We start from the raw sequence: 20630 nt of genomic DNA, 5'->3' as shown, positions 1-20630 counted from the left end.
CAGAGGAATCAGATAGGCTAGGTATTTACTAAACACCTTACTCACTTATCGTCCCTCATTCTGTCTACCGATCTTTGAATCCTGTCGAGCGATCGCCCAATTCTCGCTAGCGCAAATGCACTGCCAACCCTAGCTGAGAGCGCAGGGCTTCCTCCCAGGTATCCTGTAATTCCGCCCGTTGCCGTCGACATCGCGAAAGATGTGGTGTTCCAGCTCTTAGTACCCGCGTTAAAAGCCGCGTAAGAGGCGCCGGCGCTTGCGGCGCCAATGACACCTGCGCCGACCACTCCACATACCACTGATGCCATACAAACCAGCACGCCCCCCGCCCCGAGTATCAACAGGCCATTACCCGCATAATCTCGCCAGTGCTCAGACACATGGTTGCTGACCGCCGAAACTACCTTGCCACCTGTTTGCGCCCAGGCTGCGCCCCAATGCCCCTTCTTGATGTTACCGAAGAGGGTGTCCTTTTTTTGGCGCTTTTCGGCAGCCTTATTCTCGCGGTCGATTCGATCAGCGTCGGCTTGCTTCTTGGCAGCACTGACTTGAGCGGCGTTGTAGTGGGAGACCTTGTAGGTGCTCGGGTTTGCCCGGTATGCCTGGTAGCGGGGGCTGAACCAGGACTTGGGTGTCTGGTGCCAGACCCATTTTCCGCTCTTGTACGTGTACCCCGCGTTCATTCCACGGTCGGAGGCCCAGCGGTCGTCGTTGTACGTGGCGCCGCCGGCGGGGCCGTCCGGGCGGAGGCCGTCCGGGTCGGATTTGGTGAGGGGGCTGTTGTGGGCGTAGCTGTAGGCGTTCATCTGGGCCGGGTCAGCGGTGTCGATGATGGGGTCGACGCTGAGGAAGCGGCCGAGGGTGTGGTCGTATTCGCGGGCGCCGAGGTGGGTGAGGCCGGTGGGGTCGTTGGTTCCGCCGACGAAGCCGCGGTTTCCGAAGGCCGTTGACTGTGAGGATCTGAGCTGGCCGAAGGGGAGTTGTTTCCTTCGGGTGATGGCGAGGGTTCCTACGGCGATGGCGCTCATCGCGGTGCCCTGGTGGTCGCTGATGAGGTAGGAGATGGTTCGGCCGGTGCGGACCGCGACGGTTTCTCCGTTGTGCGTGTAGTAGCGGGTACCGGTTTTGGTGCCGTTCGCGGCCAGGTCGAGCTGGTCGCCGTCGGGCAGGGTGAGGGTGCTGGAGCCGTCGGCGTTCTTGGTGATGAGCCGGTTGCCGTCGGCGTCGTAGAGGTAGCTGCTGGTCTTGCCGGCCTCGGTGAGGGTGGCGAGGTGGCCCTCCGGGTCCCAGGTCAGGTTCTGGGTGGTGGTGCCGATGGTGCGCTTGGTGGTGTTGCCTGTCTCGTCGTACTCGAAGGTGCTGGTGCGGCCGTTGTCCGGGCCGCCGTTGACCTTGGCCTGCTGCACACCGTGGGGCAGGCCCGTTCCGGGCGCGGGGTGGGTGTAGGTGGTCGTCGCGTCCGTGCCGGTGGTCGTGGCGGCGTGGTCGGTCTGCTCGGTGCGGTTGCCCAGGGCGTCGTAGCCGTAGCTCTGCCAGTAGGCGTCGGGCCCGCCAACCGTCGCTGTCGAAGGACCAGCGGCGCAGTCCGTCTTCGCGGTCCATGCCGCGGAGAGCCGGCCCAGGGGATCGTTCTTGAAGCACTGGGTGTCGGTGGACTTCTGCGCGTCCTGGCCGCTGACCGATGTCACTCCTGTGACGTTACCGGCGGGGTCGTAGGAGTACGAGGTGTCGTCCACGCGCTGGGGTGCGATGTCCCGGTCGGTGATCTGCCGGGTCATGCGGCCGGTGTGCTCGTCGTAGATCTGGGACTTGTAGACCTTCTTGCCCAGCGTGCCTCCGTACTCGAGTCGCTGGGAGCGGGAGAACTCGTCGTAGGTCGTGTTGGAGACCAGGACGCCGAGTCCTCCGCTGACCCGGAAGGGCAGGTCGTCGCTGTTGTAGTTGGTGGTGACGCGGTCGGCGGGAATGTTCCCGACAGCGGGGTTCAACGTCCAGAGCAGAGCACCGGTCTCGGGCTTGTAGCCGTAGGTCCAGGTGTACGTGCCCGCCAGCCCTCCGGCCGCGGAGGGAACCGTCGTGGTGGTGGAAGTGGGCTGGTAGCGGTCGTCGAAGGCCCCGGCCGCGGTGGTGTACGCGGCGCCGTCCACGTAACGCGTGCTACTGGTGAGCTGCCCCTTGGCCAGGGTGTCGTAGGTGTGGCGCAGAAGGCGCCCAGCGACCAGTAGTTCTGGCGCATGGTCATGGCGTTGAGGAACGAGCGGGCGGCGGCCGGGCTGTCGCGTCCGGCCAGGACCTCGCCGACCGCGTGCTGGAGCTGGGCCAGTTCGTCGCGGAGGCTGTCGTGGACCAGTACCAGGGTCTGGGCGGCGCGCTCACCGGCGGCACTGGGGCGGGACGGTCCGGGTGCGGCGGCGGTGCGACGGGGCGTGCCGAGGGGTCGAGCCGTCGGTGCTCGACCCGGGCGTCGTGCGGGAGTGCGGCGGGGGCGGCGGGCGTGCCGCGCTCCTGGGCGACCGCTTCGCGTACGGCTGGGGCCACCTCCGCGGCGAAGCGCATCAGGGCGCCGGCGCCGTCCGCGTTCACGCTCAGGAGGAAGCCGCTGAGGCCGTGGGTGAGAGCGAGTTCCGTCAGCTGGGCGGTGGTGAAGGAGGGATCGACGATGTAGACGCGGCGCACGGCGGACGGCTCCCGTCCCACCGTCCGCGCCCCCTCGTCCACGGTGCGCATCAGACCGGCGAGCTTCTCGGGCGGGGCGTAGGAGGCGCTGCCGAGCCAGCCGTCCGCGAGCCGCCCGGTCAGCCGCAGCATGCGCGGGCCGTAGACGCCGAGCCAGATGCCGACCGGGTGGGCGGGGCAGCGGTCCGGGTTCAGCGCCCGCGAGCCGGTAGTGGGTGCCCTCCATACGTACGCCCGGACCGTCCGTCCACAAGGCGCGCAGCACGACGATGGCTTCCTCCAACGCCGCCACGGACTCCCCGGGCGTACGGCGCGTGCCGCCCATCGCCTCAATGGCGTCCCAGAACGCGCCTGCGCCCAGGCCGAGTTCCAACCGGCCGTCGCTGAGGAGGTCCAGTGTCGCCACGCTCCTGGCCAGCATGGCCGGGGGCCGTAGCGCCAGGTTCGCCACCGCGGGAACCAGCTTGATGCGGCGGGTCACCGACGACAGGTGCGACAGCAGCGTCCAGGTGTCCAGGAAGGCCGGCTGGTACGGATGGTCCTGCACCCCGAGGAGGTCCAGTCCGGCCTGGTCCGCCTCTTGGGCGAGTCGTACGAAGGCACGATGGCGGGCGGCCTCGGGCGGCGCGAAACAGCCGAAGAGGAGGTCATGGCCGAGGTCGGGCATCGGGGTGCTCCTCCGGTCCGCGGGCGGCACGGGCCTCCAGCCTCACCCAGGTCACGTCATCCCGCACGCCGGCCGCCGTCACGCCGTCCGCCGCCGGCGATCTCGCGGAGACCCGGGAGACAGCCCCTGGCTGTGCCCCCTCAGGCGGGGCATTTCCCCGGGTTGCGGAGGCAACGGCACCGGGTTTGAGTGGGAGGCACCGTCACCGCAATAGGAGTTGCCATGTCGATGGGGTTCGGTTCACCTTTCGGGTCGTCCGACCCTTTCAGCGAGATGCTCGACCGCTTCTTCGGTACGTCACCGGCCTCGTCGCCACCGGCCGTGCAGCGGGTGCCCATCGGCCGCCTCCTCACGGAGTCGTCGCACGAACTTCTCGGCCTGGCCACGCAGAAGGCCGCCGAGAACGGGACGTCCGACCTCGACACGGAACACCTGCTGTGGGCGGCCACTCAGGTCGACCCCGCGCGGAGCCTCCTCGCCCAGGCCGGTGTCGACGTCGACGCGCTCGCGGCCCGGATCGCCGAGGTGCTGCCCCGGGAGTCGGGCGAACCGTCCGCGACACCCGGGCTCACACCGGCGGCGAAGCGTACCCTCGCCGCCGCCTACGCGGGCTCGCAGGCGGCGGACGTGTCCTACATCGGCCCCGAGCACATCCTCGCCGCGCTCCTGGAGGACCCGGACTCGGGTGCCAACCGGTTCCTGCGCGCACAGGACGTGGACACCCAGAAGCTGCGGGGTCACGCGGACCGGGCGGACGGTGCCCCCGCTGCCGGGAAGCAGCCCTCGACGACCCTGGACGAATTCGGCCGGGATCTCACGGAGGAGGCGAAGGCGGGCCGGCTCGACCCCGTCGTCGGCCGGGCCGAGGAGATCGAGCAGACCATCGAGATCCTCTCGCGGCGCTCCAAGAACAACCCCGTGCTCATCGGCGAGCCCGGAGTCGGGAAGACCGCCATCGTGGAGGGGCTGGCCCAGAGCATCGTGGCCGGCGAAGTGCCCGAATCCCTGAAGGGCAAGCGGGTCGTCTCCCTCGACATGTCCGGCATGGTGGCCGGTGCGCAGTACCGGGGCCAGTTCGAGGAGCGGCTGAAGAAGGTCATCGAGGACGTCCAGGAGGCCGGCGGCGACATCATCCTCTTCATCGACGAACTGCACACGGTCGTCGGCGCGGGCGCGACGGGCGAGGGGGCGATGGACGCGGGCAACATGCTCAAGCCCGCACTCGCACGCGGCGAGCTCCACGTAGTGGGAGCGACGACGATCGACGAGTACCGCAAGCACATCGAGAAGGACGCCGCTCTGGAACGCCGCTTCCAGCCGGTCCTCATCCCCGAACCGAGCGTCGAGGAGACGGTGCAGATCCTCGAAGGGCTGCGCGACGCGTACGAGGCGCACCACCAGGTCCGCTTCGCCGACGGAGCCCTGACCGCGGCGGCGGAACTGTCCGACCGCTACATCAGCGACCGGTTCCTGCCGGACAAGGCGATCGACCTGATGGACCAGGCGGGTGCCCGGGTACGGCTGCGCAGCGCCGGCCGTTCCACCGAGGTCGTCAGCCGGGAGGACCGCCTCGCGAAGCTGCGACGCGAGAAGGACCAGGCCGTCGCCGGCGAGGAGTTCGACAGGGCCTCGGACCTGAAGCGGCAGATCGCCGAGGTGGAGGGCGAGCTCGCGGGCATCGAGGAGCGCCGCGAAGGCGTCGTCTCCGTCACCGCCTCCGACATCGCGGACATCGTCTCCCGCCGCACGGGGATTCCGGTCTCCCGGCTCACCGCCGGCGAGAAGGAGAAGCTCCTCGGGCTGGAGGAGGAGATGCACGCCCGGATCGTCGGCCAGAACGAGGCGGTCACCGCGGTCTCCGAAGCCGTGCGCCGCAACCGCGCGGGCATGGGGGACCCGAACCGGCCCGTGGGCTCGTTCCTCTTCCTGGGCCCCACCGGCGTGGGCAAGACCGAACTCGCCAAGACGCTCGCCGAACTGCTCTTCGGCGACGCGGACCGGATGATCAGGTTCGACATGAGCGAGTTCCAGGAGAAGCACACGGTCGCCCGGCTCGTCGGCGCACCTCCCGGGTACGTCGGCTACGACGAGGCCGGTCAGCTCACCGAGAAGGTTCGCCGCAAGCCGTACAGCGTGGTGCTGTTCGACGAGGTGGAGAAGGCACACCCCGACGTCTTCAACACGCTGCTGCAGATCCTGGACGACGGCCGTCTGACGGACGCGCAGGGCCGCACGGTCGACTTCCGCCACTGCGTGGTCATCATGACGTCCAACATCGGCGCCCATCGCATCCTCGCCCACAAGGGCGATGCCGCGGAACTCAAGGACGAGCTGATGGACGACCTGCGGGGACGGTTCCTGCCCGAGTTCCTCAACCGGATCGACGACATCATCATCTTCCACAGCCTCACCGAGGAAGACCTGTCGGAGATCGTCGAGCACCTCCTGAACCGGAGCAAGCACCGCGTCCACGCGCAGGGCATGACGCTGGAGGTGACCGAAGCGGCGAAGAAGTTGCTGGTCGCCCACGGCTACCAGCCGGAGTTCGGCGCCCGCCCGCTGCGCCGCACCATCCAGACGGAGCTCGACAACCGCATCGCCTCACTGCTCCTGAGCGGCGACAGCGACCCCGGCGACACGATCGTCGCCGATGTGCGGGACAACTCGCTCCACTGCACGGTCCGCAAGGGAGCCGCCCGGCCCGTGGAGGAAGAGGAAGCGGAAGAAGCTTCCTGACGACGCTGCAACATACGCCGCACGATCGCATCAAGCACCTGCCGGTGATTCATTTGGATTGTCGTGCGCCGCTACGGCCTCTCCTCTGAGGGAAACCAGTTGTACCAGGAGTGCCAAAGGCGACGTGCCGGCGGAAGTCCGCCGCCGAGCCCCCGGGGAGGGCACGCCCGCCGGCCACTTGCCCGAAGGTGGGTCTCCTGGACCGAGTCAGCAGGGCCGTCACCTCTCATCGACGTGCACGGCCCTACTGATCAGCAATGACTCCGAAACCAATCGGCAGACGCTGTTCCGGGAGATCAGCGAAGGCCCCGGTCACGAACGCGGCGCCACCTTCGTCAGGCCGTTGATGATGCGGTCCATCGCGTCGCCGCCCGTGGGGTCGGTGAGGTTGGCGAGCATCTTGAGGGTGAACTTCATCAGTAGCGGGTGCGTCAGGCCGCGCTGGGTGGCGACCTTCATGACCTTCGGGTTGCCGATCAGCTTCACGAAGGCGCGGCCCATCGTGTAGTAGCCGCCGTAGGTCTCCTTGAGCACCTTCGGGTAGTTGTTCAGGGCCAGTTCGCGCTGGGCCGGGGTGGCGCGGGCGTGGGCCTGGACGATGACGTCGGCGGCGATCTGGCCCGACTCCATGGCGTACGCGATGCCTTCGCCGTTGAACGGGTTGACCATGCCGCCCGCGTCTCCGACGAGCAGCAGGCCCTTGGTGTAGTGCGGCTGGCGGTTGAAGGCCATCGGGAGGGCGGCGCCGCGGATCGGCATCGTCATGTTCTCCGGGGTGTAGCCCCAGTCCTCCGGCATCGACGCGCACCAGGCCTTGAGGACCTCGCGCCAGTCCAGCTCCTTGAAGGCGGAGGAGGAGTTGAGGATGCCGAGGCCGACGTTGGAGGTGCCGTCGCCCATGCCGAAGATCCAGCCGTAGCCGGGCAGCAGCCGGTCCTCGGCGCCCCGGCGGTCCCAGAGTTCCAGCCAGGACTCCAGGTAGTCGTCGTCGTGGCGGGGCGAGGTGAAGTACGTACGGACCGCGACGCCCATCGGGCGGTCCTCGCGGCGGTGCAGGCCCATCGCCAGGGAGAGCCGGGTGGAGTTGCCGTCGGCGGCGACGACGAGGGGGGCGTGGAAGGTGACCGGGGTCTTCTCCTCGCCGAGCTTCGCGTGCACGCCGGTGATCCGGCCGGTGCGGGGGTCGGTGATCGGGGCGCCGACGTTGCAGCGCTCGTACAGCCGGGCGCCGCCCTTCTGCGCCTGGCGGGCCAGCTGCTCGTCGAAGTCGTCGCGCTTGCGGACCAGTCCGTAGTCCGGGTAGGAGGCGAGGTCCGGCCAGTCCAGCTGGAGCCGGACGCCGCCGCCGATGATGCGCAGGCCCTTGTTCCGGAGCCAGCCGGCCTCTTCGGAGATGTCGATGCCCATGGAGACGAGCTGCTTGGTGGCGCGCGGTGTGAGGCCGTCGCCGCAGACCTTCTCGCGGGGGAAGGCGGTCTTCTCCAGGAGGAGGACGTCGAGGCCCGCCTTGGCGAGGTAGTACGCGGTCGTGGAGCCGGCTGGGCCTGCCCCGACGACGATCACGTCCGCGCTGTGTTCGGACAGGGGCTCGGTCACGGTCGGATCTCCCGAAGACTCGAAATCGAGTGCCGCGCGGCACATGGCCAAGGCAGTCTATGGGGGCCTGCCGACCAACTTTCCGAAGGGCTCCCTCATGTCGATCGCGCCTCGCGCACTCCCTGTCGTACAGCTGCGTGTCCCGACCGACGAGGACACGGTGGCCTGGCACCGCGCCTTCGCCGACCCTGAGGTGATGGAGTTCCTCGGCGGCCGTCCGTCCGAGCTGTCCCTGTACGAGGAGTGGACCGCCCGGCAGCGCAGACTCGACGCGGAGCGCGGCTTCTGCCTGTGGACCGTGCTCGACGCGAGCGGCGAGGTCGTCGGCTTCACCGGGGCGCAGCCCTGGCCGCAGACCGCGTACGGCCCGGTGGGCGAGATCGAGATCGGCTGGCGGCTGGCCCGTACGGCATGGGGCCGCGGCTATGTGACCGCGGCCGCGCGCCTGGCGCTGGAGCGGGTAAGCGCGGCCGGGGTCGAGCGGGTGGTGGCGACGGTCGACGAGCGCAACGAGCGGTCGGTCGCGGTGGCCCGGCGCCTGGGCATGGAGCGGGCGGAGAGCTTCACGGCGCCCCGGTCGGGGCAGGAGGTGCGGTGCTTCCGACTGGAGCTGGGCCGGTGAACACCCTGCGGCACCTGGGCGGTGCTTCCGGCTGGAGCCGGCCGGTGACCGCCCTGCGGCACCGGCCGCCCGTCAGGCGCGTACGCCCCGGTGCAGCGCCACCACGCCGCCGGTGAGGTTGCGCCAGGCGACCTTCGACCAGCCGGCCTCCTGGAGCATGGCGGCGAGCCCGGCCTGGTCGGGCCAGGCGCGGATCGACTCGGCGAGGTAGACGTACGCGTCGGGGTTGGACGACACCGCGCGCGCGACCGGCGGCAGCGCCCGCATCAGGTACTCGGTGTAGACGGTCCGGAACGGGGTCCAGACCGGCTGGGAGAACTCGCAGATGACCACCCGGCCGCCCGGCTTCGTCACCCGGTACAGCTCGCGCAGCGCCGCGCCCGTGTCCTGGACGTTGCGCAGCCCGAAGGAGATGGTGACCGCGTCGAACACCTCGTCGCGGAACGGCAGCCGCGTCGCGTCGCCCGCGGTGAACGGCAGCCAGGAGTTGCGCGTCTTGCCCTCCTGGAGCATGCCGATGGAGAAGTCGCACGGCACGACGTACGCACCGGTCGCGGCGAACGGCAGCGAGGACGTCGCGGTCCCGGCGGCCAGGTCGAGGACCTTCTCGGCAGGGCGCGCGTGCACCGCCTTGGCGACCTCCTTGCGCCACAGCCGGGCCTGGCCGAGCGAGAGCACGTCGTTGGTGAGGTCGTAGTTCTCCGCCACGTCGTCGAACATCGAGGCGACTTCGTGCGGCTGCTTGTCCAGGGAGGCTCGGGTCACGTCTCCCATTCAAGCAGCCCGGTCCGACGGCGGCGGGGCAGGCCCGCTGTCCGGGGACCGGGTGACACGGATTTGGATTCGACTTCAACCTTTCCGGCCCGTCAGCTCTCAGTAACAGGAGGAGAGACCACCGACGGACCGTGAAGGGGGCTGGATGAGCGCGGGGCCCAGCCGGGACGCCGACAGCTTCGAGGAGTTCGCGCGGGCGAGCCAGCGCCGGCTGTACCGCACCGCGTATCTGCTGTGCGGTGACGCCGAGGCGGCCCGTGATCTGACGCAGACGACGCTGGCCAAGCTGTTCCAGCACTGGCACCGGCTGAGCGCCGCCCACCATCCCGACGCCTACGCCAGGACCGTACTGACCCGCACCTATATCGCCGAGCGGCGCCGACGGCTGCGCGACTTCCGTGCCCATACGCCGATCGCCGCACACGCGCCCGCGGTCGGCCCCGAGCTGACGGTCACGCTGCTGGCGGCGCTGGCCGACCTGCCGACCCGCGCGCGGGCGATGGTCGTCCTGCGCTACTGGGAGGACCTGAGCGTGGAGACGGTCGCCGAGCTGCTGCGGTGCAGCCCGTCCACCGTGAAGAGCCAGTGCTCGCGGTCGCTCGCCACGCTGCGTACGCGGCTGGGCGACCCACACCTCTACACCACCCGAAGCTGAGGAGATCCGTCGTGGACATGTCTTCTGACCGCTTTCCCGGCCGGGCACCGGACAAGGGGGCCGCGGAAGCCGCTGAGGCCGAGATCCTGCTGATCAGGGCCGCCATGGAACAGGCGACCGACGGTGCGCCGGCCCTGCCCGACCTGGTGCCCGCCGCCCTGGTCCAGGGCCACCGGCGCCGCACCCGGGCCCGCGCGGCCATCGGGGCGGCGGTGACGGGCGTGGTGGCGCTCGGCGTGCTCGGCGCGGTCCTGCCCATGTGGGGCGGGAGCGGCGGTACGGAACCCGCCCGGACGTGGTCCGCCGCCTCGCAGCGTACGAGCATCGCGCCGTCACCGGCGCCCACGAGCACGCCGTCACCGGCGCCCACGGACATGCCGCAACCGGCGCCCACCGACACGCCGCAACCGCCTCCCGTGCACGTCGAGCCGTCCCCCGGCCGGTCGTCCATGGCCGACCTGCCGACCGCCGAACGGGCCCGGCAGGAAGAGTTCCAGCGGCATGTCGCGCTGCTGCTCGGGGAGCTGCTGCCGCAGCTCGGCCCGGTCCGCCCGGTGGACCTCGCCGTCAGCCAGTACCAGGCCGGGAGGGGCGGCAACGTCTTCCCCGTCGTCCTCTCGGTACAGGCCGAGAGCGGTCGGAGTGTCGCTCCGCAGGAAGGGCCCTGCCGCGACTACCCGGACATGAAGCTGCGGTGCAAACGGGCGGTGCTTCCCGGCGGGATCGTGGCCCATGCCACGACCGTGGTCACCGGCCCGGACGGGTCACCGGACTCGACGAGCACCATCGTCCGCTTCACCTACGGTGACAGCTCCGTCATCCTCTCGGTCGACGGTGACGAGGACACGAAGGAGCCGTCACCCGTCACCGCCGATCAATTGCTCGCCGCCGCAGGGAGCCCCAGGTTCCTGAACCTCGTGAAGTACGCGGCGGCACACCCCATGGAAACGAAGGAGTACGCGGATCGTGTCGGCTGAGGTACGGAGAAAGCAGACACGGCGACGGGGCGGGGGGCCACGGCGGCGCTCACGGCAGGAGCGTCGCCGCCGTGGCCGGATACGGTTGCTGGTCGCGGTCCTCGTGCCGACGGCGCTCATCTGCATCGCGGTCGCGGCCGCGCCGCTGTGGACCGACGGGGACGATCTGTCGGCAGCGACGGCCGCGCCCGGGTCGGCCGGTGCCGTCAAGGACCCTCCTGCCTCGGCCTCCGCGTCCGGTCCCGGTTCAAAGGCCGGGGCGAGCACCGGGCCGAAGGCGAGAGCCAAGCCCAGCACGAAGGCCAAGCCGAGCACCCGCTCCAACTCCGACTCCGGTGGCCATCCGGTCATTCCCCCGTCCGGCCCGGGCACCTTCACGGTCGCCCGCGCGGGGGCCACGAACACCGGCAAGGGCAACGCCTACCGGGTCGAGGTGGAGGACGGTTCCGGCGTCGACCCGGACGCGGCCGCCGCCCAGATCGCCGGGTTCCTGGCCGCGCCACGCGGCTGGGCGCACGGCGGGGAGCACGCGTTCCACCAGGTCGCGGCAGGGTCTGCGGGGCTGGTCGTCCGTATCGCCACGGCGGCGACCACCGACAGGATCTGCGGGAGCAGCGGTCTGGACACGCACGGCGAGGTCAACTGCCGCGTCGGTGTCAACGTCATGGTCAACCTCAAGCGCTGGCAGACCGGTTCACCCGAATTCGACGGACCCCTCGCCGACTACCGCGCCCTCATCATCAACCACGAAGTCGGCCACTGGCTCGGCCACGGCCACGAGACCTGCCCCGGAAACGGCCGCCCCGCCCCCGCCATGATGCAGCAGATATACGGCCTCAAAGGATGCGTCGCCAACCCCTGGCCCTACGACACCAAGGGCAACTACCTGAGCGGACCATCCGTTCCGTAAGGCCCCTGAGGCACTCGCCCGCGCCCGCTTCGTGGGCGAGTGGACTGAACCAATCCGCGCCTACAGCAGTCATTACTGAGGGGAGCAAGGGACACCGGAGTACTGGGGAGGGGTGCGGATGCCGGGATCGGGCGTGCGTCGGCGGGGGCAGCGGGAGCGTGGCCGGAACCGGCTGTTCGTGATGACCATCGTTCCGGTCCTGCTGGTGGCGGGCGCCGCGGTGGGGCTCCGGTGGAAGAGTGAGCGCTCGGGCGGTACCACCGCTTCGTCCTCGTTCACCGTCGCCCGCGCGGGCGCGTCGGACACCGGCAGGGGCAACGCCTACCGGGTCGAGGTGGAGGACGGTTCGGGCCTGGACCCGGACAAGGCCGCGGCCGAGGTCGCCGGCATCCTGGCCGCGCCCCGGGGCTGGTCGCACCACGGCGAGCACGCCTTCCGCCAGGTGGCCGAGGGCCCGGCGGGGCTGGTCATACGCATCGCGTCGCCCCGGACCACCGACAGGATCTGCGGGAAGAGCGGTCTGGACACCCACGGTGAGGTCAACTGCCGCGTCGGCGTCGACGTCATGGTCAACCTCAAGCGCTGGCAGACCGGTTCACCCGAATTCGACGGACCCCTCGCCGACTACCGCGCCCTCATCATCAACCACGAAGTCGGCCACTGGCTCGGCCACGGCCACGAGACCTGCCCCGGAAACGGCCGCCCCGCCCCCGCCATGATGCAGCAGATATACGGCCTCAAAGGATGCGTCGCCAACCCCTGGCCCTACGACACCAAGGGCAACTACCTGAGCGGACCATCCGTTCCGTAAGGGCGGTCAGGTGAGAGCGGTCAGGTGAGAGCGGATGCGCGACGCCGACTCGCTCACCGCCGGCGGTGGACCAGACGCCCCGCCAGGACGGTGACCACGCAGGATGCCGCCCCCGCCGCGATGAGCGCGGCCTCGTCGGGCACGTCGAAGACCGCGAAGTCGGCGCGGGCGCCGGTGACGAGCGGGGCGTGCACGGAGCCCGGCAGGTCACGTCCCACGGCGAACGGGTCCAGGTCCGGCCCGCCGCCCGTAACGCCGTCCGCAACGCCGGGAGCCACGGCGGCCGGCACCTCGACCAGGCCCGCGCGGGACACCGCGGTCCGCACGGCCGGGTCGTGGAACGGGCCGGTGAGGTGCGTCGTGCCGTACCGCAGCATCTGCTGGAGACCCCGCCGTACGCTGCCGGCCCACCGGGTAGCGTCCAGCTCCCCCGCCAGCCGGGCGAACGCCTCGCCCGACAGCGGATCGGTCCCGAGTCCGTCCGCCTCGCGCGGGTCGGGGTGGTAGCAGCGGGTGAGCAGCCATGCGGCGTGCCGCTGGCGAAGACCCGGGGTGATGACGCCCGGCCACTGCCGTACGCGCGCCGCCGGATGGGCGGCGACGACCTCGTCGTACGGCCCGATGGCGACGATCCGGTCGCCCTCCACGGCCACCGCACCCTGCTCGACGACGGCCGCGCCGACCGGAAGGACCAGCGGCGCGGCGTGAACGGTCAGCATGACGGCGTCAGTTGGCGCTCAGCAGCTTGAGCTCCGGGTGGGCCGTGCCGCCCTCGATCGCGGTGGAGGAGATGTGCGAGACGACGCGCTCGTCGACCGGGTCGTTCGCCGGGTCGTCGTGGACGACGAGGTGCTCGTAGGTGGTGGCGCGCTGGGCCGGGACCCGGTCCGCCTTGCGGATCAGGTCGATGATCTCCAGGCGGTTGGAGCGGTGCCTGGCCCCGGCGGAGGAGACGACGTTCTCCTCCAGCATGATCGAGCCGAGGTCGTCCGCGCCGTAGTGCAGCGACAGCTGGCCGACCTCCTTGCCCGTGGTGAGCCAGGAGCCCTGGATGTGGGCGACGTTGTCCAGGAAGAGCCGGGCGATGGCGATGATCCGCAGGTACTCGAAGAGCGTGGCCTGCGTCTGGCCCTTCAGCTTGTTGTTCTCCGGCTGGTACGTGTACGGGATGAAGGCGCGGAAGCCGCCGGTGCGGTCCTGCACGTCGCGGATCATGCTCAGGTGCTCGATGCGCTCGGCGTTGGTCTCGCCGGTGCCCATCAGCATGGTGGAGGTGGACTCGACACCGAGGCGGTGGGCGATCTCCATGATCTCCAGCCAGCGCTCGCCGGACTCCTTGAGCGGGGCGATCGCGGTACGCGGCCGGGCCGGCAGCAGTTCGGCGCCGGCGCCCGCGAAGGAGTCGAGGCCGGCGGCGTGGATACGGCTGATGGCCTCCTCGGCGGAGACCTTGGAGATACGGGCCATGTGCTCGACCTCGGAGGCGCCGAGCGAGTGGATGACCAGCTGCGGGAACGCCTTCTTGATCGCGGAGAAGTGCTCCTCGTAGTACTCCACGCCGTAGTCCGGGTGGTGCCCGCCCTGGAACATGATCTGGGTGCCGCCGAGCTCGACCGTCTCCGCGCAGCGGCGCAGGATGTCGTCGAGGTCGCGGGACCAGCCCTTGTCGGTGTCCTTGGGCGCTGCGTAGAAGGCGCAGAACTTGCACGCCGTGACGCACACGTTCGTGTAGTTGATGTTGCGCTCGATGATGTACGTCGCGATGTGCTCCGTACCGGCGTAACGGCGCCGGCGTGCGGCGTCGGCGGCCGCGCCCAGCGCGTGCAGGGGCGCGGAGCGGTAGAGGTCGAGCGCCTCCGCCGGACTGATCCGGCCGCCTTCGGCGGCTCGGTCGAGGATGGGCTGGAGGTCGGCCTTCTCGGTCACCGGGCTGTCACCTTTCGGCGGTTTTTCAACGGATCTACGGACCGGTTCAGCGTACGCCAGCCCCGCTCCGGGTCAGCCGCCGGACCGGTTGAGCGTGCCGTACGGAAGCCCGGCGCCCCGCTCGTCGGACCGGAAGCGCAGGGTGTCGTCTCCGGCGCGGGTGAAGTGGATGTCCGTGGTGGTGGTCGTGCACAGGCCCGCGGTGCCGGGGCGGTCCGGATCGGCGCGCTCGCGGAACGTCAGCTCCTTGTCGGTGCCGGAGGTGAGGGACGCGATGCTGTGGCAGCTGACCTCGATGCCGAGGCTGGAGACCGTCGTGCTCGTACGGACCACGTCGGCGCCCTTCTTGCCCTTCCTGATCACCACGTTGAGCGTGCCGTGCGACTGGCCGGTCGTCTTCTCGGTGATCGGCCCCTCCCAGGTGCCGATGAAGCTCTTCGGCACCTCGGTGACCTGGCCGCCCGGAGCCGGGGTGGCGGCGTCCGCCGGTGCGGACGGCTCGGCCGACGCGGTGGCGCCCGGGGTCCGGCCGGTGTCCGCGTGCCCGGCGGTGTCGCGGCCGCCTCCGCCCGGCATCAGGTCGAAGAGATGGGCGCCGCCCACCGTCACCGCGGCGAGCGCACCGGCCACCGCGAGGGCGACGGTGCAGCTCAGCCTGCGCCCCCGGCGCCCGCCCGGCCCGGATTCGGCGCTCACGCCGACGGTGAACCGGGGGTCGGGGGTGCGCTGCCCCGGCACCCCGTCCGTTCCCGCGGCGGGCGGGTACGGCGGCGGGGCCGGGGCCGGGCCCGCCATGGGGGCCGGTTCGACCGGCGGGCCGAACACACCGTGTGCGGAGCCCCCGTTGAACCCGTACGAGGCGTTGGTGAACGGCACCGGCCCCGACTGCACGGGGGCCTCCTGCGGTTCCAGGTCCAGCAGCGCGACCGCCGACCGGCTGACCTCGCGCTCCAGTGGGCCGGGCAGCCAGCCCGCCGCCACCCGGGCCGCCGCGCCGCCCGGTGCCAACTGCTCCGCGAGCTGAGCCGGGGTGGGCCGGTGCGCCGGGTCCTTCGCCAGGCAGGAGGCGACGACCTCGCGCAGCGCGCCCTCCAGATCGCCCAGTTCGGGTTCCTCGTGCACCACCTTGTAGAGCAGTACGGCGGACGAGTCGCCGAGGAAGGGGGCGGCGCCGGTGGCCGCGTACGCGAGCACCGCGCCCAGCGAGAAGATGTCGGCCGCGCCCGAGATGTCCAGGCCGCGGATCTGCTCCGGCGCCATGTAGCCGGGCGAGCCGACCGAGACCCCGGTGGAGGTGAGCGAGGCGGTGGCGTCGATGGCCCTGGCGATGCCGAAGTCGATCAGGCGGGGGCCGTCGAGGGCGAGCAGGACGTTGGAGGGCTTCACGTCCCGGTGGATCAGGCCCTGTCCGTGGACCGCGGTGAGCGCCTCGGCGAGGCCGGCGCCCAGGGTGCGTACCGCCTGCTCGGGCAGCGGACCGTGTTCGGTGACCGCGGCCGAGAGCGGCGGGCCGGCCACGTAGCCGGTGGCCACCCACGGGACGGGGGCGTCCGGGTCGGCGTCCAGGACGGGCGCGGTCCACTGGGCGCCGATCCGCCGTGCCGCGTCCACCTCGCGCCTGAACCGGGCGCGGAACTGCTCGTCCAGCGCGAAGTGCGGATGGACCACCTTGACCGCCACGGTGCGGCCGCCGGCGCTGCGTCCCAGGTAGACGCGCCCCATGCCACCGGCACCGAGTCGGCCGAGCAGTCGGTAGGCACCGATGCTCAGCGGTTCGCCGGCTTCCAGCGGCTGCATATGCGGACTCCCCCTGTGGACCGGCCGGACCTCCGACCGAAGCCTAGAGGCGAAGGTCATCGGCTCACACGTAAACCATCCGCCGATTTCGTCTCCAAGGGAACGAACAACGCCATTCATCACCGGAAAAGGGCGTGAATGTGCCGTTCCGGATGACAGGGCGATTGGCGGGGGCCGCCGGGGACATACTTCCGACGCTTCCCGCCAATCGGCCATTCGACACGTATTACCCGAATCGATATCTCACCGGGATCTCCCCCCGGAACGAAGGCCGCGGCGGGAACACGGAAAGGGGAGGCGGGTGGAATGGTGCGCATTCCACCCGCCCGGCGCGCGAGTCCGGCGCGTGCGCTCAGCCGCCGAGCAGCTCCACGTTCACGTCCGCGGCGAACCCCGTCGTCGGCCCGGTCCGGCGCGCGAACTCCTGGACGCCCGCGAGCTGCGCGGGTCCGAAGCGGAAGTCGAGGGTCGTGAAGTACCGCTCCAGGACCTCGGCGTCGAAGGCCTCCCAGCGTGCCGCCTGTTCCGCGACCTTGGTGACCTCCTCCAGGGAGACGTCCCGCGAGGCCAGGAACGCCTCGTGCACCTTCTTCACGGCGGTGGGCTCGGCCGCCAGGTAGTCCTTGCGGGCGGCCCAGACGGCGAAGACGAACGGCAGTCCCGTCCACTCCTTCCACATCGCACCCAGGTCGTGGACCTGGAGCCCGAGCCGGGGGGCGTCGTGCAGGTTGGCGCGCAGCGCGGCGTCACCGATGAGGACGGCGGCGTCCGCCTCCTGCATCATCACGCCGAGGTCGGGCGGGCAGGTGTAGTAGTCGGGGGTCACTCCGTACCGCTCGGCGAGCAGCAGCTGCGCCAGCCGTACGGAGGTGCGGGAGGTCGAACCGAGCGCCACCCGGGCCCGGTCGAGGTCCTCCAGGGGGCGCTGCGACACGATCACGCACGACATGACGGGCCCGTCGCAGCCGACCGCGATGTCGGGGAAGGCGACCAGGTCGTCGGCGTTGCGCAGGAACTCCACGAGGGTGACGGGGCCGATGTCCAGATCGCCCCTGATCAGCTGCTCGCTGAGCTTCTCCGGGGTGTCCTTCGAGAGCTCCAGGTCGAGCAGGGTCCCGGTCCGTGCCAGTCCCCAGTAGAGGGGGAGGCAGTTGAGGAACTGGATGTGGCCGACGCGCGGCCGGTTGCGACGGTCGTCGCCTGCGACGGTTGTGACGGTTGAATTGTCCACATCGCGAGGCTAGACCTGCCGCGCCCCGACAGCCCCACCGGGGGCGCGCGGCGTCGCACGATCCCTCTCACGGGGGTCTCCGTAATACTGCCGGAGCCCCTCTCCGCAAGGGCTCCCCGAGCTGCCCGAAGGGCCTCTCGGACCGTGCGCGCACACGGCAATCAAACATTCGAGTGAAGTGATCTTTCCCTCTACCCTTCGGCACATGCTGCGTGCTAGGCTCAACGCCAAGTTGCAGTTTGGTTTCCCTTGCAGTACAGAGCCTGCGGAGCATGTAACCCGCAGGCTTTTGTAGTTTTCAGACTTCTTTGCAGGTTCTGGAGCAGGGCAACCCTTTGGCCCAAGGAGGGCTTATGGCTACCGGAACCGTCAAGTGGTTCAACGCTGAAAAGGGCTTCGGCTTCATCGCCCAGGACGGCGGCGGCCCGGATGTCTTCGTCCATTACTCCGCGATCAACGCGTCCGGGTTCCGCTCCCTCGAGGAGAACCAGGTCGTGAACTTCGACGTCACTCAGGGACCCAAGGGTCCGCAGGCTGAGAACGTCACCCCGGCCTAGTTGCCCGGGTCGGCCGATCGCGGCCGGTAACGCAGTACCCAAGGAGCCCCGCTCCTCCGCCCCGGCGGAGGAGCGGGGCTCCTGCCTGCGCCCAAGGGGCTGTGCCCAAGGGCCGGCGCCCCTTGGGCGAAGAGGCCGCCGAACGCGTCCGGGTCACCTGCCCGTATCCGGGCTCTCAGGGAATACTCCACGTCAGGTCCTGTCCGCGGCGGCCGCCGGGTTCCAGTGGTGTGCCTCACACCCGGGCCGCGGAGCTGCGGTCCTTGACCTTGACACCGTGTGAGGCCGTGCACTGGGAGACGTCATGTTCACCATCGGAGACTTCGCCCGGTACGGGCGGGTGTCGGCCCGGATGCTGCGTCACTACGACGCGATCGGGCTTCTGCACCCCGACAGCACCGACCCCGTCACCGGCTACCGCCACTACGGCGGCGGCCAGCTCGCCCGGCTCAACCGGATCATCGCCCTCAAGGATCTCGGCTTCACGCTCCAGCAGGTGCGGGCCGTCCTCGACGAGGAGGTGGGTCCCGAGGAGTTGCGCGGGATGCTCCGGCTGCGGCGGTCGGAGCTGGAGGCCGCGATGGCCTCGGCGGCGGCACGGCTGGCCCAGGTCGAGGCGAGGCTCCGGTCGATCGAGAGCGAGGGACACATGTCCGCGGACGATGTGGTGGTCAGGTACGTTCCGGCGGTACGGGTCGCGGAGCTGACCGGGGTGGCCGGCGGCTACGAACCGGGGGACATCACTCCGGTGATCCGCCCGCTGTACGAGCAGCTGTTCCCGCTGCTGGACCGGGCCGGGGTCGCCCCGACGGGCCCCGGGATCGCGCGCTACGAGGACGCCCCTCAGGGCGGCGGAGCGGTCGTCGTCCACGCCGGGGTGACGGTCTCCGCGCCGGTGGGGCCGCTGGGCGACACCGGGGTCACGGTGGTCGAGCTGCCCCCGTTCGAGGCGGCGACCGTCATCCACCGGGGCCCGATGAACGGCGTCCTGCCGACGGCGCAGGCCCTGGCCCGCTGGATCGACGGCTCCGGCTACCGGTCGGCGGGGTACGCGCGTGAGGTCAGCCTGGAGTGCCCCGAGGACGAGGCGAAGTGGGTGACGGAGCTCCAGGAGCCGGTCACCGGGGGCTGACGGCGGGAGGGGTGGGTGCCGTGGCCGTCCGCCCGGACGGCCACGGCACCCACCCCTATTTCACGTGCCGGGCGCCCGGACGGCCCCGGCACCCGGATCCGCCCGGTTCACGCCGAGGTGCCGGGCCCCGCCCACAGTCCGTCCCGGGTCAGCCCGAGCAGCTCGATCGCGTTGCGGCGCACGATGCGGTCCACCACGTCCGCGTCCAGGTGCCCCATCTGTTCCTCCCCGACCTCGCGGGACTTGGGCCAGGTCGAGTCGGAGTGCGGGTAGTCCGTCTCGTACAGCACGTTGCCGACGCCGATCGCGTCCAGGTTCTTCAGCCCGAAGGCGTCGTCGAAGAAGCAGCCGTAGACGTGCTCGGTGAACAGCTCCGACGGCGGCCGGTGGACCTTGTCGGCGACTCCGCCCCAGCCGCGGTTCTCCTCCCAGACCACGTCGGCGCGTTCCAGGATGTACGGGATCCAGCCGATCTGGCCCTCCGCGTACATGATCCGCAGGTTCGGGAAGCGTTCGAACTTGCCGCTCATCAGCCAGTCGACCATCGAGAAGCAGCAGTTGGCGAAGGTGATGGTGGAGCCGACGGCGGGCGGGGCGTCGGCCGAGGTGGACGGCATCTTGGAGGACGAGCCGATGTGCATGGCGATCACCGTCCCCGTCTCGTCGCAGGCCCGGAGGAACGGATCCCACTCGTCCGTATGAATGGACGGCAGGCCGAGATGTGGAGGTATTTCGGAGAAGGCCACCGCACGCACTCCGCGCGCCGCGTTGCGCCTGACCTCGTCGGCGGCCAGCTGTGCGTCCCAGAGGGGGACGAGGGTGAGCGGTATGAGCCGGCCGTGCGCGGCCGGTCCGCACCACTCGTCGACCATCCAGTCGTTGTACGCGCGCACTCCGAGCAGGCCGAGTTCGCGGTCCTTCGCTTCGGTGAAGGTCTGGCCGCAGAAGCGGGGGAAGGTCGGGAAGCAGAGCGCGGACTGCACGTGGTTGATGTCCATGTCGGCGAGCCGCTCGGGCACCGAGAACGAACCGGGGCGCATCTGCTCGTAAGTGATGACTTCGAGCCTGATCTCGTCCCTGTCGTAGCCGACGGAGGTGTCGAGCCGGGTGAGCGGGCGGTGCAGGTCCTCGTACACCCACCAGTCGCCGACCGGTCCGTCGTCGCCCTTCGCACCCATCACGGGCGCGAACTTTCCGCCCATGAACGTCATTTCCTTGAGGGGCGCCCGGATGATGCGCGGACCGGAGTCCGCGTACTTGGACGGGAGCCGGTCCCGCCAGACATGAGGGGGCTCCACCGTGTGGTCGTCCACCGAGATGATCTTCGGGAAGGTCTCCATGCCTCCCACGGTAGCGTTGATCTGACGAACCGTCAGCTATCTGTGCGAGGCTCCGTTCCACAATCGTTGTCGAGGGCTCGTGCAGAGAGTCACCCACTGCTGACGTGCCCCCCCTTCACAAGGCAGACTGTTGACGGCGATACCAACGGTATGGAGCAATCCGGATCTCCTCGGCGGTGTCCCGACATGTGCGGAGCGGCACTGGGCAGTGGCGGCGAGCAGG

Annotated in this window: 16 protein-coding genes and 1 pseudogene; 8 read left to right on the top strand and 9 right to left on the bottom strand. The window is 70.2% G+C overall.

What is annotated here, in order from left to right; translation table 11 throughout:
- Positions 1–41: 41 nt before the first annotated feature.
- On the bottom strand, positions 42–2147 hold the full coding sequence (locus AB0I52_RS06970; protein ID WP_363069689.1) for an RHS repeat-associated core domain-containing protein: 2106 nt from the start codon (positions 2145–2147) through the stop codon (positions 42–44).
- Positions 2148–2238: 91 nt separating this feature from the next.
- Positions 2239–3343: pseudogene (locus tag AB0I52_RS06965) on the bottom strand (LLM class flavin-dependent oxidoreductase).
- Positions 3344–3565: 222 nt separating this feature from the next.
- Between AB0I52_RS06965 and AB0I52_RS06960 the strand changes: the two are divergent.
- Positions 3566–6079: an ATP-dependent Clp protease ATP-binding subunit gene (locus AB0I52_RS06960; RefSeq protein ID WP_363069687.1), complete on the top strand. Its 2514-nt coding sequence runs from the start codon at positions 3566–3568 to the stop codon at positions 6077–6079.
- Between the two features lie 312 nt (positions 6080–6391).
- On the opposite strand, the gene AB0I52_RS06955 is transcribed toward AB0I52_RS06960, so the two are convergent.
- Positions 6392–7675 carry a geranylgeranyl reductase family protein gene (locus tag AB0I52_RS06955; protein ID WP_363069685.1) on the bottom strand — a complete coding sequence of 428 codons (1284 nt, stop codon included), beginning with the start codon at positions 7673–7675 and terminating at the stop codon, positions 6392–6394.
- A 97-nt stretch (positions 7676–7772) separates the two neighbouring features.
- On the opposite strand from AB0I52_RS06955, the gene AB0I52_RS06950 reads away from it, so the two are divergent.
- On the top strand, positions 7773–8297 hold the full coding sequence (locus tag AB0I52_RS06950) for a GNAT family N-acetyltransferase (RefSeq protein WP_363069683.1): 525 nt from the start codon (positions 7773–7775) through the stop codon (positions 8295–8297).
- 72 nt (positions 8298–8369) lie between these two features.
- Here AB0I52_RS06950 and AB0I52_RS06945 read toward each other — a convergent pair whose 3' ends face one another.
- Complete coding sequence (locus AB0I52_RS06945) at positions 8370–9062, bottom strand: demethylmenaquinone methyltransferase (RefSeq protein WP_363069681.1); 693 nt, start codon at positions 9060–9062, stop codon at positions 8370–8372.
- 154 nt (positions 9063–9216) lie between these two features.
- Here AB0I52_RS06945 and AB0I52_RS06940 point away from each other — a divergent pair, with 154 nt between their 5' ends.
- The 4 genes from AB0I52_RS06940 (at position 9217) to AB0I52_RS06925 (ending at position 12424) form a co-directional block, all read left to right on the top strand.
- The gene (locus AB0I52_RS06940) at positions 9217–9726 is read left to right on the top strand and encodes a SigE family RNA polymerase sigma factor (protein ID WP_363069679.1); all 510 of its coding nucleotides are present in this window, start codon (positions 9217–9219) and stop codon (positions 9724–9726) included.
- A 17-nt stretch (positions 9727–9743) separates the two neighbouring features.
- On the top strand, positions 9744–10703 hold the full coding sequence (locus AB0I52_RS06935) for a hypothetical protein (protein WP_363069883.1): 960 nt from the start codon (positions 9744–9746) through the stop codon (positions 10701–10703).
- Between the two features lie 85 nt (positions 10704–10788).
- Entirely contained in the window at positions 10789–11613 is an 825-nt protein-coding gene (locus AB0I52_RS06930) for a DUF3152 domain-containing protein (RefSeq protein WP_363069677.1), read from the top strand.
- 181 nt (positions 11614–11794) lie between these two features.
- Positions 11795–12424 (top strand): DUF3152 domain-containing protein, encoded by a 630-nt coding sequence (locus AB0I52_RS06925; protein ID WP_363069675.1) that lies wholly within the window; start codon positions 11795–11797, stop codon positions 12422–12424.
- A gap of 53 nt (positions 12425–12477) precedes the next feature.
- Here AB0I52_RS06925 and AB0I52_RS06920 read toward each other — a convergent pair whose 3' ends face one another.
- The 4 genes from AB0I52_RS06920 to AB0I52_RS06905 form a co-directional block, all read right to left on the bottom strand.
- Entirely contained in the window at positions 12478–13143 is a 666-nt protein-coding gene (locus tag AB0I52_RS06920) for a hypothetical protein (protein WP_363069673.1), read from the bottom strand.
- Positions 13144–13150: 7 nt separating this feature from the next.
- Positions 13151–14350: a cyclic dehypoxanthinyl futalosine synthase gene (mqnC, locus tag AB0I52_RS06915; RefSeq protein WP_363069671.1), complete on the bottom strand. Its 1200-nt coding sequence runs from the start codon at positions 14348–14350 to the stop codon at positions 13151–13153.
- A 72-nt stretch (positions 14351–14422) separates the two neighbouring features.
- Complete coding sequence (locus AB0I52_RS06910; protein WP_363069669.1) at positions 14423–16147, bottom strand: serine/threonine-protein kinase; 1725 nt, start codon at positions 16145–16147, stop codon at positions 14423–14425.
- A gap of 352 nt (positions 16148–16499) precedes the next feature.
- Positions 16500–17378, bottom strand: a complete 879-nt coding sequence (locus AB0I52_RS06905; protein WP_362962138.1) for a menaquinone biosynthesis protein — start codon at positions 17376–17378, stop codon at positions 16500–16502.
- A gap of 353 nt (positions 17379–17731) precedes the next feature.
- Between AB0I52_RS06905 and AB0I52_RS06900 the strand changes: the two genes are divergently transcribed.
- A complete protein-coding gene (locus AB0I52_RS06900) occupies positions 17732–17935 on the top strand; it encodes a cold-shock protein (RefSeq protein WP_003967102.1) in 204 nt (67 codons plus the stop codon).
- A gap of 304 nt (positions 17936–18239) precedes the next feature.
- Positions 18240–19067 carry a MerR family transcriptional regulator gene (locus tag AB0I52_RS06895; protein ID WP_363069667.1) on the top strand — a complete coding sequence of 276 codons (828 nt, stop codon included), beginning with the start codon at positions 18240–18242 and terminating at the stop codon, positions 19065–19067.
- 107 nt (positions 19068–19174) lie between these two features.
- Here AB0I52_RS06895 and AB0I52_RS06890 read toward each other — a convergent pair whose 3' ends face one another.
- Entirely contained in the window at positions 19175–20407 is a 1233-nt protein-coding gene (locus AB0I52_RS06890; protein WP_363069665.1) for an amidohydrolase family protein, read from the bottom strand.
- Positions 20408–20630: the final 223 nt, after the last annotated feature.

It is taken from the genome of Streptomyces sp. NPDC050423, from assembly GCF_040655445.1.
In the GTDB taxonomy this organism is placed as follows: Bacteria; Actinomycetota; Actinomycetes; order Streptomycetales; family Streptomycetaceae; genus Streptomyces.
This window is presented reverse-complemented; position numbering and strand designations above follow the sequence as displayed.